Source organism: Janthinobacterium sp. TPC_1 (assembly GCF_056037845.1).
On record NZ_CP195157.1, the window covers coordinates 924,334 to 938,733 of the forward strand.

At 62.9% G+C, this 14,400-nt stretch carries 9 protein-coding genes and 3 pseudogenes; 5 read left to right on the forward strand and 7 right to left on the reverse strand.

All coding sequences use genetic code 11. From position 1 onward, the window contains the following. Positions 1–10: 10 nt before the first annotated feature. The 6 genes from sucC to recA all read right to left on the reverse strand — a co-directional run bounded on the left by sucC (position 11) and on the right by recA (position 5,485). Positions 11–1,180, reverse strand: a complete 1,170-nt coding sequence (gene sucC / locus ACQVLG_RS04530) for an ADP-forming succinate--CoA ligase subunit beta (RefSeq protein WP_230539079.1) — start codon at positions 1,178–1,180, stop codon at positions 11–13. 75 nt (positions 1,181–1,255) lie between these two features. Further along, positions 1,256–1,816 (reverse strand): DUF2889 domain-containing protein, encoded by a 561-nt coding sequence (locus tag ACQVLG_RS04535; RefSeq protein ID WP_230539080.1) that lies wholly within the window; start codon positions 1,814–1,816, stop codon positions 1,256–1,258. A 282-nt stretch (positions 1,817–2,098) separates the two neighbouring features. Then, complete coding sequence (locus ACQVLG_RS04540; RefSeq protein ID WP_474293049.1) at positions 2,099–3,169, reverse strand: methyltransferase regulatory domain-containing protein; 1,071 nt, start codon at positions 3,167–3,169, stop codon at positions 2,099–2,101. Beyond that, positions 3,135–3,635 carry a hypothetical protein gene (locus tag ACQVLG_RS04545; protein WP_474293051.1) on the reverse strand — a complete coding sequence of 167 codons (501 nt, stop codon included), beginning with the start codon at positions 3,633–3,635 and terminating at the stop codon, positions 3,135–3,137. Before ACQVLG_RS04545 ends, ACQVLG_RS04540 begins: the two co-directional genes overlap by 35 nt. A gap of 155 nt (positions 3,636–3,790) precedes the next feature. Continuing rightward, positions 3,791–4,246, reverse strand: a complete 456-nt coding sequence (gene recX, locus ACQVLG_RS04550; RefSeq protein ID WP_474293053.1) for a recombination regulator RecX — start codon at positions 4,244–4,246, stop codon at positions 3,791–3,793. 135 nt (positions 4,247–4,381) lie between these two features. Beyond that, positions 4,382–5,485, reverse strand: a complete 1,104-nt coding sequence (gene recA, locus ACQVLG_RS04555; RefSeq protein ID WP_230539082.1) for a recombinase RecA — start codon at positions 5,483–5,485, stop codon at positions 4,382–4,384. Between the two features lie 241 nt (positions 5,486–5,726). On the opposite strand from recA, the pseudogene ACQVLG_RS04560 reads away from it, so the two are divergent. From ACQVLG_RS04560 to ACQVLG_RS04575, 4 genes and pseudogenes are all read left to right on the forward strand, one after another. After that, positions 5,727–6,465: pseudogene (locus ACQVLG_RS04560) on the forward strand (response regulator). Further along, positions 6,462–7,999 (forward strand): annotated as a pseudogene (locus tag ACQVLG_RS04565) (sensor histidine kinase N-terminal domain-containing protein). The pseudogenes ACQVLG_RS04560 and ACQVLG_RS04565 overlap by 4 nt, the downstream one beginning before the upstream one ends. Next, on the forward strand, positions 7,992–10,355 hold the full coding sequence (locus ACQVLG_RS04570; protein WP_474293055.1) for a VC_2705 family sodium/solute symporter: 2,364 nt from the start codon (positions 7,992–7,994) through the stop codon (positions 10,353–10,355). The pseudogene ACQVLG_RS04565 and the gene ACQVLG_RS04570 overlap by 8 nt, the downstream one beginning before the upstream one ends. A gap of 109 nt (positions 10,356–10,464) precedes the next feature. Next, positions 10,465–11,677, forward strand: a pseudogene (locus ACQVLG_RS04575) (6-phosphofructokinase). Here the strand turns inward: ACQVLG_RS04575 and ACQVLG_RS04580 are convergent. Beyond that, positions 11,674–12,522: an IclR family transcriptional regulator gene (locus ACQVLG_RS04580; RefSeq protein ID WP_474293057.1), complete on the reverse strand. Its 849-nt coding sequence runs from the start codon at positions 12,520–12,522 to the stop codon at positions 11,674–11,676. The pseudogene ACQVLG_RS04575 and the gene ACQVLG_RS04580 overlap by 4 nt on opposite strands. Before the next feature lie 163 nt (positions 12,523–12,685). On the opposite strand from ACQVLG_RS04580, the gene ACQVLG_RS04585 reads away from it, so the two are divergent. Beyond that, complete coding sequence (locus ACQVLG_RS04585) at positions 12,686–14,302, forward strand: GMC family oxidoreductase (protein WP_474293059.1); 1,617 nt, start codon at positions 12,686–12,688, stop codon at positions 14,300–14,302. Positions 14,303–14,400: the final 98 nt, after the last annotated feature.

A 14,400-nucleotide genomic window follows, 5' to 3' on the forward strand; every position in this document is an offset into this window, starting at 1 on the left:
GATTCCTTAATTAAGCTTGACCGGCAGCAGCGGCAACGACGCTCTTGGCTGCATCTTCCATGGTGTCGGCTGCGATGATAGGCAGACCGGAATCGGCCAGCATCTTTTTGCCCAGGTCTTCGTTGGTGCCCTTCATGCGCACCACCAGCGGTACGTTCAGCGAGACGGCTTTCACCGCGGCGATGACGCCTTCGGCGATCACGTCGCAACGCATGATGCCGCCGAAAATGTTCACCAGGATGGCTTTCAGGCCTGGGTTTTTCAGCATGATCTTGAACGCTTCGGTCACTTTTTCTGCCGTGGCGCCGCCGCCGACGTCCAGGAAGTTGGCTGGCTCGCCGCCGAACAGTTTGATCGTGTCCATGGTGGCCATGGCCAGGCCGGCGCCGTTCACCAGGCAACCGATGTTGCCGTCGAGCGAGATGTAGGCCAGGTCGAATTTCGACGCTTCGATTTCAGCTGGATCTTCTTCGTCCAGGTCGCGCAGGGCGACGATTTCCGGATGACGGAACAGGGCGTTCGGGTCAAAGTTGAACTTGGCGTCCAGGGCGATGACCTTGCCGCTGCCGGTAACGATCAGCGGGTTGATTTCGGCCAGCGAGCAGTCGGTTTCCCAGTAGGCTTTGTACAGGCCTTGCAGGTTGACGCGGGCGTCGGCGATGGAGCCGGCAGGCACGCCGATCTTGGCGGCGATGTCGTCTGCCTGGGCATCGGTCAGGCCCGTGCCCGGATCGATGGTCACGTGGTGGATTTTCTCAGGGTGGCTCTCGGCCACTTCTTCGATATCCATGCCGCCTTCGGACGACGCCATCAGGACGATTTTCTGGGTAACGCGGTCGGTGACCAGCGAAACGTACAGTTCTTGCTTGATGTCGGCGCCTTCTTCCACCAGCAGGCGGTTGACTTTCTGGCCTTCGGCGCTGGTCTGATGCGTGATCAGCTGCATGCCCATGATCTGGTCAGCGTATTCCTTGACCTGTTCCATCGATTTTGCCACTTTCACGCCGCCGCCCTTGCCGCGGCCACCTGCGTGGATCTGCGCCTTGACAACCCATACCGGGCCGCCCAGGGTTTCCGCAGCCTTGACGGCTTCTTCGACGGACATGCACGGAATACCGCGTGGTACCGTCACTCCGTGCTGCCGGAGGATTTCTTTGGCTTGATACTCATGGATTTTCATGCTGGCTTCCCTTCTGATACTGATGTGTAAAAATACGGTTAGTGGTGCAAAAAAACAGGAAATACAGCGCCGGGGTCACGCTTTGGCTACCCAGCGCGGGTAATACTGTGCAACCGCCCCGCCATCGGTGCGCAGGGCGTGGCATTTGTCGAGTTGAAACGGCTTTTCATGCGATAAGTCAGCATTCGCACCGTCACGGGTCGACCAGACATCGCCGGCAAATGCCTGAACCGTCGCAGTCGGCAAGACTTGCGCCAGTTCGGTCAAATGGGTACAGCCGGCGATTCCCGCCAAGCGCTGTTTCAAGTCGCGGCGGAAATTCTTCAATAAATTCAGACCGATCAGCGCCCTGTAAGCGGGCCCGATGGTATCGCAAAAACCGGGATAGGGCACGGCATCGGAGGCAGCTTCGGCCTCGACGATGGTCAGTTCGCGATCGACGGTAATACGCAAGTGGAGGTCATGCAGAGGGGCGCCGGCGGGACGCGGGCCGGAGGCCAGGGTCGCGTCATAGCTTTTGATATCGGTGATATGGGCGTCAATATCCCACAGGCCGTCGTCGCGCATATACGCTTGGACGTCGATAACGCGGGAGTGCCGTAGGGCGCGCCGGGATACGGGAGTTGACAGGGGCATAAGACCGATGCCGCTTGCGCGGCCATAATTAGTAAGCAGCCATGTGCCTAAAGCACTCTGTTCGCAGCTTCTACGAACAGCAACCGCACCTGCGGCGCCGCAAAAACCCTAAAAGTGTAGCACACAGGGCGCTAGTTGCGCCGCAACATAATTTTTTATTGGTCTTGCCGCCTGCAACAAACCATCAATGAAAACCACAAAATGAATGACAAACATTCACAATTCAAATAACTTGGGGACAGGCATGCCGGCGGCGTCAACCTGGCCGCCGCCACGCCTCAGTCAGTCACGCCCAGCGCGCGCAATACAGGCAAGGTGCGCGCATAAAAATGCTGCGCGTGCGCCAGCAGTTCGGCCAGGTTTTCCTCTTCCGTCAACAAGGGCTGCTCGTCCCGCGTCAATAGCTGGTTCAGGCGCAGCAGCACAGGCCACGTCGCACGCACCCATTCTTGCGGGGGCTTGCCAACCTTGCAGTTTCGCCCACAGGAATAGCTGTTGTAAATGCGATACAGCCACGCCGCTGCCCGTCATGGGACTGGCAAGGATGGTCAAATCAGTTCTTGCCAGTGCCTGTTCCAGCAGGTGCGCATTCAGGCGCGCCGTCTGCGGGCGCGCCACGGCGATGTCGGCCTCGTCCTGGACGGCCAGCACGCTGCCCTTGCTGATCAAGATCAACATGATCTGCAACAAGGCGGCCAGGCTGGCTTCTGTGCCAGCCAATTGCTGCTCCAGCTCACCTATCGTGTACACGCGATGGTCAGCCATGGCATCGAGCACGGGTGCATACACGCGCTCGTCCATATCGGCGTCGCCCAGCACGCCATGCACGCTCAACACCACCTCGTCGCGCGGCACGGCCAGCATCACGCGCACGGCCCGCAAGGCGCTGGCCTGGGCGAACGGCGTGAGCGTGCGCGCACCCTTGACCCAGTAATCCTTGCGGAACTGCTCGTTGACGAGAAAGGCCCGCGTCGTCTCACGAAAGATGGGATCTGGTATCTCGGCCAGGAACTGCTGGTGCTCGGCCGTAAGGTTCAGCATGTCGACCAGGGCGGTATAGGTAGCGGATGCGGCAAACTCGAGCTTGGCCTCGCCCAGCATGGCCGCAACACTGGAAAAGGCCATCGGCTGCCAGTCGGCATTGAAATATTCGTGGGCAAGATAATGCCCATCCATCGTCTTGAGCTTTTCGAAGCGTTCCGCCAAATGCGGGTTGGCCTCCAGGTAACGCGGTTGCGCGGCGATCATCCTGCCGACAAAATCGATGGCGCCATCGACTCTGGCCAGCACGCCTTGGCCCGGGGCACTCATGACGCGGCTATGCTCCGCCATCAGGTCGCGCATCGGCATCATTGCGGCCCAGCCTGGCTGCGTGTTGTAACTGATGTAGACGACACCGCCCACTTTCAGTTTGCGCCGCAGAAAATCGACGATCAGGGCGCGATTTTCCGCCGAGATCCCAGCTCCAGATCCCATGCAAGCAGATAAAGTCGAAATCGGGCAAGTCGTCGCGGCGACAAAACTGCGCGAACGATTCGTCCGTCAACTGCGCGCCAGCGCCAGCCGCGCCGGCCAGCTCCTGCGCGAAGGCGGCCTGGGATGCATTGAAATCATTGCCATGCCAGCGCGTGGCGGACGCCGCCGCATGGATATTGGCGCTGATGCCCTGGCCAAAGCCCAGTTCGCAAGCCGTGCCGCTGGCCGGCAAGGCAAGGCCGGCGGCCAGCAGGGGTAGCCGCAGGCGCAGAGGATTCAATTCTTCGTAATAGCCATAGGTATAGGCGATTTCGGCCACATAGCCGGCATTCCAGTTGCTCATCTTACATCCTGTCACGATCAGTGGTGCTGCGCGCATCGCACAGCGTTCGAGCGCCAGCATACCCGATCGCGCGGCGTCACCATACTGGAATCAGACGACGTTTGAAAGCGCAGTTCTTGGCGGCACGGCGTGGCGGCCGGCCAGCCCTGGATGACCTATTCCTCGTCGGGATCCAGCCCCTTCAAGGCTACCTGCACGGCGCGCTGCGAAAAGCCGCGCTGCATCAAAAACCGCATCTGCTTGTTGCGCTGCTCGGCATCCTGCGCCACCTGGCCAAACTTGCGGCGCCACACCTCGCAGGCACGCGCCACTTCCCCTTCGGCCAGGCCCGCCTTGAGTTCCTGCAATGCCTCACCGCCTATGCCATGGCTTTGCAGTTCCGCCATGATGCGGCTATTGCCAAAGCGGGCCGAGCGGCGGTGGATCAGCGACTCGGAAAAGCGCTCCTGCGACAGCCAGTTGGCTTGCTCCAGGCTGTCGAGCAAGGCTTCCAGGTCATCGCCCTCCTGCGCATGGCGCTGCAGCTTGCGCCGCAATTCCATGCGGCTGTGTTCGCGCATCGACAAAAAGCGTAGCGCCCTGCCTTTCAGACTTAGTTGTACTGCGGCCATACCCCCACCTTGTCTTTCATTCCACGATCACATCACCCAAACACAATCGCCGCCCGGCGCAACAGCGCGGGACGGCGATCATGGTCACACCTTGCCAGCCGCCAGCCGCAAGCGCGAATGGTGGCTGACGGCAGCTTACTCGGCGGCCTTGGCTTCCGCCTTGGCAGCCTTGTCAGCGGCTTTATCCGCTTTTTCCGGCTTTTCAGCAGCCAGCGGCGGCAGTTCGCGCACGCCCAGCGAAGCGCGGACCTTGTTTTCGATTTCGCGGGCCAGCGCCGGACGCTCTTGCAGGAAGGCGCGGGCGTTGTCCTTGCCCTGGCCGATGCGTTCGCCGTTGTAGCTGTACCACGAACCGGATTTTTCCACGATCTTGGCATCCGAACCCAGATCCAGGATTTCGCCTTCGCGCGAGGTGCCGGCGCCGTACAGGATGTCGAAGTGCGCTTCCTTGAACGGTGGCGCGATCTTGTTCTTGACGACCTTGACCTTGGTTTCGTTGCCGATCACTTCATCGCCGGACTTGATCGAGCCCGTGCGGCGGATATCCAGGCGCACGGAAGCGTAGAATTTCAGCGCATTGCCGCCCGTGGTCGTTTCCGGGCTGCCGAACATCACGCCGATTTTCATGCGGATCTGGTTGATGAAGATGACCAGGGTATTCGTGCGGTTGATGGAGCCGGTCAGCTTGCGCAGCGCTTGCGACATCAGACGCGCTTGCAGGCCTGGCAGGGAATCGCCCATGTCGCCTTCGATCTCGGCGCGTGGCGTCAGTGCGGCCACGGAGTCGATGACGACCAGGTCGACGCTGCCCGAACGCACGAGGGCGTCGCAGATTTCCAGTGCCTGCTCGCCCGTGTCCGGTTGCGAGATCAGCAATTCATGCAGGTTCACGCCCAGCTTTTGCGCGTAACCGACATCGAGCGCGTGCTCGGCATCGATAAAGGCGCAGGTGCCGCCCAGTTTTTGCATTTCGGCGATGGTTTGCAGGGTCAGCGTGGTTTTACCCGACGATTCCGGACCGTAGATCTCCACCACGCGGCCGCGCGGCAAGCCGCCCACGCCCAGCGCGATATCGAGGCCGAGCGAACCGGTCGACACGACTTGCACTTCTTCGATCGGTGCGCTGGCATCCATGCGCATGACCGAACCTTTGCCAAACTGCTTCTCGATCTGCGCCAGTGCGGCGGCGAGCGCCTTGGCTTTTTCCGATGCGGGTACTACAGCTTTTTTATCGTCCATATGTTCTTTCAGCCGTTCTACAGTTGCGGATTCAGTGGAATCCGGCAGCCTGCGATAGCGCCAGTGGGTTAAATTCTTTACACAGACAGTACTGTATAAAAAAACAGTGATCAATGCAAGCGGAACGTGGATTTGTTTTGAAACAGATCAATACAAGCCTGGTTTCTCACAAAAACTCGCCACCTTGCGGGAAATGAAACACAATACAAACTTCTACCGCCGCAAGCATAGGAAGTGCACCATGCGTATTTTACTTGCCGAAGATGACAGCGTGCTGGCCGATGGCCTGGCCTGACCCGCTCGCTGCGCCAGTCCGGTTATGCGATCGACTACGTCAAGACCGGCCAGGAAGCCGATACGGCCCTGTCCACCCAGGAATTCGACCTGCTGATCCTCGACCTGGGCCTGCCGAAGATGTCCGGCCTGGAAGTGCTGCGCCGCCTGCGCGCGCGCGCCTCGCTGTTGCCCGTGCTGATCCTGACGGCCGCCGATTCCATCGAACAACGCGTGAATGGCCTCGACCTCGGTGCCGATGATTATATGGCCAAGCCGTTCGCCCTGTCGGAACTGGAGGCAAGAGTGCGCGCCCTGACGCGCCGCGGCGCCGGCGGCGGCGCCACCATCATCAAGCACGGCCCCCTCAGCTATGACCAGGTGGGGCGCAGCGCCTACATCAACGACCAGATGCTCGACTTGTCCGCGCGCGAACTGGGTTTGCTGGAAATCCTGCTGGGCCGCACGGGCCGCCTCGTTTCAAAAGAGCAACTAGTCGACCACCTGTGCGAATGGGCGAGGAAGTGTCGAACAATGCCATCGAAGTATATGTGCACCGCCTGCGCAAGAAGATCGAGGTGGGCGGCGTGCGCATCGCCACCGTGCGCGGCCTCGGCTACTGCCTGGAGAAATATTCGGAAGCGGCGCGCCTGCAAGCCGAAGCGGGCGAGGCGGCAAGCCCGGCCAACGGCCCCGCCAGCAAGTGAAGGCGCGCGAGGCGCCAGCGGACGAGGCGGACGACGACGACTGGTTCGAACCGCCCACCACGGAGCAGGATGACACCATCGAGCATTCGCTGTTTGGCGAAATCCTCGACTGGATGCTGGCGCCCCTGCTGCTGCTGTGGCCGATGAGCATCGCCATCACCTATCTGGTGGCCAAGGGCATCGCCAATCAGCCGTTCGACCATGCGCTGGAAGACAGCGTCACGGTGCTGACGCAACAGGTCAAGCAGGCCGATGGCGCGCTGCTGCGCCGCGTGCCGGACAAGAACAGCAATAACAAGGGCCGCGACTTCCTGCGCGGCGACGATATCGACACCCTGTATTACCTGGTGGTGGGCCCGCGCGGCGAATACCTCGACGGCGACCGCGACTTGCCGCCGCCGCAAGACCCCGACAAATACCGCAGCGGCATGGTACTGTTTCGCAACGACACCATCCACGGCGCGCCCGTGCGCGTGGCGTTCAGCTATCTCGACATTCCTGGCGGCAGCGACGACGACGCGCACCGCGCGCTGGTGCAAGTGGCCGAGACGCTGGAAAAGCGCGCCCAGCTGGCCAATGAAATCATCAAGGGCGTGATTTTGCCGCAGTTCATCATCCTGCCCGTGATCCTGGCCCTGGTCTGGTTTGCCCTGGCGCGCGGTCTGTCGCCGCTGGCCCAATTGCAGGAACGCATACGCGCCCGGCCGCCCGACGATTTATCTCCCATCGAATCGGGGCAAGTGCCCGAGGAAATCACGCCGCTGGTCGGTTCCCTCAACGAGATGCTGGCGCGCCTGTCGCTGTCGATCGACATGCAGAAACGCTTCATCGCCGATGCGGCGCACCAGATGAAGACGCCGCTGGCCGGCATGCGCATGCAATCGGAGCTGGCCCTGCGCCAGACCGACCACGATGAGATCCACCGCTCGCTGCTGCAGCTGGCGAAAAGCTCGGAAGCGGCCACGCGCCTGGTCAACCAGCTGCTGGCCCTGGCGCGCGCGGAAAACCAGCCGCAGGCGGGCACGGCCTTCGAGCCGATCGAACTGAGCGAACTGGCGCGCGGCGTGGTGCAGGACTGGGTGCAAGCCTCGTTTGCCCAGCATATCGACCTGGGCTTCGAACAGCCCGCGTATTCAATCATGATTTCCGGCAATGCCATGATGCTGCGCGAGCTGCTGAGCAATCTGATCGACAATGCCCTGCGCTACACGCCGGCTGGCGGCAGCGTCACGGTGCGCGTGCGCAGCACCCTGGAACTGGCCATCCTGGAAGTGGAAGACACGGGCCCCGGCATTGCGCCGGCCGACGGGCGCACGTGTTCGAGCGCTTTTACCGCATTCTTGGCAGCAATGTCGACGGTAGCGGCCTGGGCCTGGCCATCGTGCGCGAGATTGCCCAGCAGCATGGCGCCGAAGTCGATATTTTTAACAATCCGCGCGCCACTTCACCCAAGCTGCCAGGCACCCTGCTGCGCCTGAGCATCGCCCTGCTGTTGCCGGAAGCGCCAGAAGAGGATGACATCACGTATGGATAAGCCCAGCCTTCCCACGGCGCCGCTGCAGCCGGCGCGCGCGCCCGGCCCCGAGCTGCAGGCGCGCCGCGACGCCCACTGGCGCAAGACGCGACGCCTGACGGCCATCCTGCTGCTGGTCTGGCTGCTGACGGGCTTCCTGACCGTGTTCTATGCGCGCGAGCTGTTGCACCTGAACCTGTTCGGCTGGCCCCTGCCCTTTTATATGGCGGCCCAGGGCGCCTCGCTCGTGTACCTGGCCATCATCGCCTTGTATGCCTGGCGCATGCATGCAGCGCCTCGACCGGGCTTTTCATGCAGAGGAGCACGCATGAGCGGCCAGCGCAGCTTCTTTGCGCGCCTGTGCCGCTACTATTTGCTGTTTACCGCCGGTTTCGCCGCCTTCCTGCTGGCCCTGTCGGTGCTGGAACAGGAAGGCATGCCGCGCGCGTGGATCGGCTACCTGTTCATGCTCGTCACCATCACCCTGTACGCCACCATCGGCGTCATCAGCCGCACCTCGAACGTCACCGAATACTATGTGGCGGGGCGCCGGGTGCCGGCCATGTTCAACGGCATGGCCACGGCCGCCGACTGGATTTCGGCCGCCAGCTTCATCAGCCTGGCCGGTGGCCTGTACCTGAACGGCTTCGACGGCCTGGCCTTCATCATGGGCTGGACGGGCGGCTATTGCCTGGTGGCGCTATTGATCGCGCCCTACCTGCGCAAGTTCAGCCAGTACACGATTCCCGATTTCCTCGCCGCCCGCTACGGCAGCGGCACCGACAAACGGGGCGCCAGCGTGCGCGTGGTGGCCGTGGCCGCCACCATCATCGTGTCGTTTACGTATGTCGTGGCGCAGATCTACGCCGTCGGCCTGATCGCCTCGCGCTTCACGGGCGTGGATTTTTCCGTCGGCATCTTCCTGGGCCTGGCCAGCATCCTCGTCTGCTCCTTTCTGGGCGGCATGCGCGCCATCACCTGGACGCAGGTGGCGCAGTACATCATCATCCTCGTCGCCTTTCTGATTCCCGCCATGTGGCTGTCGGTCAAGCATGCGGACAATCCCGTGCCGCAGATCGCCTATGGCAAGGTGCTGCCGCAACTGAGCGCGCGCGAACACGTGCTGGAAACGGACCCGAAAGAAAACGAAGTGCGCGCCATCTTCCGCCAGCGCGCGCACAGCTACCAGGCGCGCATCGACGGCTTGCCCGGTTCCTGGGAGCAAGGCCGCCTGGCGGCCCAGCGCCAGCTCGATAGTTTGCGCCAGCGCAATACCTCGCTGTTCGACATCCGCAACGCGGAGCGCTACCTGATCGCCTATCCCAAGAGCCCAGACGAGGCACGCGTGCTGTGGCAGGCGATGCAGGCGCAAAACCAGAAACGCGCCGAGCCGATCATTCCGCACGCGCAGCCGTTTCCCGCCGCCGACCGCGAGCAATCGGACATCAAACGCAACAATTTCCTGGCCCTCGTGTTTTGCATGATGCTGGGCACGGCCGCCCTGCCGCATATCCTGATGCGATCGTACACCACGCCGTCCGTGCACGAAACGCGCGTGTCCGTGTTCTGGACCCTGTTCTTCATCTTGTTGATCTACCTCACGATTCCCGCGCTGGCCGTGCTGGTCAAGTACGATATTTACTCGGCCTTGGTCGGCACGCAATACGCGAACCTGCCCACCTGGGTGTCGTACTGGGCCAACGTGGACAAGCTCAGCCCCCTGATCAGCATCGTCGACGTCAACCGCGACGGCATCGTGCAACTGGCGGAAATTTCCATCGATGCCGACGTGCTGGTGCTGGCCACGCCCGAGATCGCCGGCCTGCCCTACGTGATTTCCGGCCTGGTGGCGGCCGGTGGCCTGGCCGCCGCCCTGTCGACGGCCGATGGCTTGCTGCTGGCCATTTCCAACGCCCTGTCGCACGACGTCTATTACAAGGTGGTCGATCCCAGCGCGTCGACGCAAAAGCGCGTGACGATTTCCAAGTTGCTGCTGCTGGCCGTGGCCTTCATCGCCGCCTATGCCGCCTCGCAAAAGCCGGCGGACATTTTGTCGCTGGTGGGCGTGGCCTTTTCACTGGCCGCCTCGACCCTGTTCCCGCCGCTGGTGCTCGGTGTCTTCTGGCAACGCGCCAATTACCAGGGGGCACTGGCCGGCATGCTGACGGGCTTTGGCGTCTGCCTGTACTACATGCTGCACACCAGCACCATGCTGGGCGGCAATGCCAGCGGCCAATGGTTTCACATTGCGCCTATTTCTGCCGGCATCTTCGGCGTGCCGGCCGGCCTGGCCGCCGCCGTGCTGGTCAGCTGGCTGACGCCGGCGCCGGGACGGCGCAGCAGGGGACTGGTCGAGCATATCCGGGCGCCGGAATGAATAGGCAGGCAGGCCCGCCAGATCAATTCCCCTTGCGGCATAGGGAAAAGACAGCGCCCCGCTAAAAAAGGAGTAGGCTGGAGGGCCGTTTTACTTACGAGGAGATCCCATGCCGTCTGGAAAAATTCTTGTTGCCCAGGGAGGCGGCCCCACCGCCGTCATCAACCAGTCGCTGGTGGGCGTGGTGCTCGAATCGCGGCGTTTCCAGCATGTCACGCGCGTGTATGGCGCCCTGCATGGCGTGCGCGGCATCGTCAATGAAGAGTTTGTTGATCTGACGCAGGAAACCAGCCATAACCTGGAACTGGTGGCCGCCACGCCCTCGTCGGCGCTCGGCTCCACGCGCGACAAGCCCGATATTGCCTACTGCCAGCAAATCTTCGAGGTGCTGCGCGCGCACGAGATCGAACACTTCTTTTACATCGGCGGCAACGACTCGTCCGACACGGTGCGCATCGTCAGCGAAGAAGCGCACAAGGCCGGCTATCCGCTGCGCTGCGTCCACATCCCGAAAACCATCGACAACGACCTGGTCGGCAGCGACCACACGCCCGGCTTTCCCTCGGCCGCGCGCTTCGTCGCGCAAGCGTTCGCCGGCGCCAACCTCGACAACGCGGCCTTGCCCGGCGTCTACGTGGGCGTGGTGATGGGCCGCCATGCGGGCTTTTTGACGGCCGCCTCGGCGCTGGGCAAGAAGTTCCCCGACGACGGCCCGCACCTGATCTACCTGCCCGAGCGCGTCTTTGTCCTGGAACAATTCCTTGCCGACGTGAAGGCCACCTATGAAAAATACGGCCGCTGCGTGATCGCCGTGTCGGAAGGCATCCACGACGCCTCGGGCGAACCGATCGCCAGCCTGCTCGCCAAGGAGGTCGAACGCGATGCGCACGGCAATGTGCAATTGTCGGGCACGGGCGCGGGCCGACCTGCTGTGCGATGAAATCAAGGCCAAGCTCGGCATCAAGCGCGTGCGCGGCGATACCTTCGGCTATCTGCAGCGCTCCTTCATCGGCTGCGTCTCTGATGTAGATCAACGCGAAGCCCGCGAAGTGGGCGAAAAAGCCGTGCAGTTCGCCATGTGGGGCGACCGCGACGGCTCCGTCGCCATCAAGCGCACGGGTTTTTATTCCGTCGATTACGAACTGCTGCCGTTGACCGACGTGGCGGGCAAGACGCGCACCATGGAAGACGAGTTCATCAGCGCCAGCGGCACGGACGTGACCGATGCTTTCAGGCTGTATCTGCGCCCGCTGCTGGGCTCGGGCATGCCCGATGCGTTCCGCCTCAGGGCGGCGAAAGTGGCGAAGGTCTTGAAACCCTAGCTGGACTCCGCCAGCAGCAGCGGCCGCAGTTTCACGGCCGCTTCCTTCAGTTGCGGCACGTGCTGCAGCAGCTGCTCCACGGACTTTCGCGCCACGGGCGCGTGGCAGGCGACGGCCGCCACGATGCGCCCGTCGGCCGCGCAGATGGGGACGGCCACGGCCACCATGCCGTGCACGAATTCCTCGTCGTCGATGCCGATGCCCAGCCGGGCGATGCGCACGATCTCGCGTTCCAGCAGCGCCGGGTCGGTGATGCTTTTCGGCGTGCGCGCCTGCAGGCTCAGCATGGCCAGCAATTCGCGCCGCTCCAGCAAGGTCATGTGCGCCAGGAATAATTTTCCGCTCGCCGTGCAATGCATGGGCGCGCGCGTGCCCAGCACCAGGTGCAGGCGCAGCGGTTCCTGCGTTTCCACCCGGTCTACATACACGATCGCATTGCCCTCGGGAATGGCCAGATTGCACGTCTCGCCCGTGGCCGCCACCAGGCTGCCCAGGATGCTGCGGCTCACGCGGATCAGGGCATTGTTGCGCAGGGTCGCCAGCGCCAGGTTGGTGGACGCCGCCCCAGGCACATAGCCGCGTCCGACGGGCGTGCGCAGCACGTAACCGTGTTGCTCCAGGGTATCGAGCAAGCGCATCATGCTGGCCTTGGGTACCTGCATGCGCGCCGCCAGTTGCGACAGGGTCAAGGGCTGGCTGGCGCTGGCCAGGTGTTCGATCAGGCGCAGCACGCGCAAGCCCCGCGCCTCGTCGCCATGGCTGGCCGCCGTATTCGTCGCCACCGCGCCCCCCGCCGGGCTGTCTTCTTCGGCCTCGGCCGGCCGTTTTTGAAACGCATCATGCATGTTCTGTTTCACCTCTCGCGTATGCGGTGGTTTCCGCTTGTCCCGGTGCTGCACGTCTTTTATAAATGGAACCAGACGTTCCAAAAATAACCAATAAAGACCAGTGTATCGCAAAAAACGCCCGCCGAGGCGACGCGATACCGCAACGCAGGAGACAAGAGTAATGTTGCAAACACACTACGATTACATCGTCGTCGGCGCCGGTTCCGCCGGCTGCGTGCTGGCCAACCGCCTGTCGCACGACAGCAACCACCAAGTATTGCTGCTGGAAGCGGGCGGCAAGGACAACAATCCTTGGATACACGTGCCGGTCGGCTATTTCAAGACCATGCACGACCCGAAGCTGGACTGGTGCTACCGCACGGAAGCGGATGCCGGCATCGCCGGGCGCCAGTTGCAATGGCCGCGCGGCAAGGTGCTGGGCGGCTCCAGTTCGCTCAACGGCCTGCTGTACGTGCGGGGACAGAAGGAAGATTACGACCGCTGGGCCGAACTGGGCAATGCAGGCTGGAGCTATGCCGAGGTGTTGCCCTACTTCAAGAAATCGGAAGACCAGGAACGCGGTGCCAGCGACTACCACGGCGTGGGCGGCCCGTTAAAAGTGTCGGACCTGCGGCTGCGCCGCCCCATCGCCGAACACTTCATTGCCGGCGCCATGGAAAGCGGCATTCCCTTCAATGCCGACTACAACGGCGCCACGCAGGAGGGCGTCGGCTACTTCCAGCAGACGGCCAGCAAGGGCCTGCGCTGGAGTACGGCGAAAGCCTTTCTGCGTCCCGCCCGCAAGCGCGCCAACCTGCGCGTGGAAGTGCGCGCGCAAATCACGCGCGTGCTGTTCGAGGGCAAGCGCGCCGTCGGCATCGAGTTCCGGCAGGATGGCCAGCTGCGCCAGGCGCGCGCCAGCGGCGAAGTGATTTTATGCGCGGGCGCCATCGGCTCGCCGCAAATCCTGCAATGCTCGGGCGTCGGACCGCGCGCCCTGCTCGAGGACGTGGGCGTACCAATGGTGCACGACTTGCCCGGCGTGGGACAGAACCTGCAAGACCATCTGCAAATCCGCCTCGTCTTCAAGACGCGGCTGAAAACCCTGAACGATGAAGTCAACAGCCTGTGGGGCAAGCTGTGGGTGGGCATGCAATATGTGTTTTCCCGCTCCGGCCCTCTCACCCTGGCGGCCAGCCAGGTGACGGTGTTTACCCGATCCTCGCCCGAGGTGGAGCGGCCCGACATCCAGTTCCACATGCAGCCGCTGAGCGCCGACAAGCCGGGCGAAGGCGCGCATCCGTTTTCCGCCTTCACGTCATCCGTGTGCCAGCTGCGCCCGCACAGCCGCGGCCACGTATCGATCAAGTCCGCCGACCCCCTCGCCTATCCGGGCATTTACCCGAACTACCTGTCCGACCCGCGCGACCAGCAGACGGCCGTTGCCGCCCTGCGCGTGGCGCGCAGGATCGCCGCAGCGCCGTCGCTGGCGCCGCACATCATTTCAGAGTTCGTGCCCGGTCCGCAGTTCGAGACGGATGCGCAGCTGCTGGAGGCGGCGCGGCGCTTCAGCCAGTCGATCTACCACCCGAGCGGCACCTGCAAGATGGGCCACGACGCCATGGCCGTCGTCGACGACCGCCTGCGCGTGCACGGCATGCAGAACCTGCGCGTGGTCGATGCGTCGATCATGCCGGAAATCGTCTCGGGCAATACGAACGCGCCCACCATCATGATCGCCGAAAAAGCGGCCGACATGATCCTGGCGGACGCCGTGCGGCTGCCGCAGGCGGCCTGACCCACCCATTCCATTTCCGGCAAGGAGGATGCCAGCGGCGGGCAGGCGGCCCCGCACACAATGACCCGGCGACAAGCCGAGCATCAAAAAATACATAA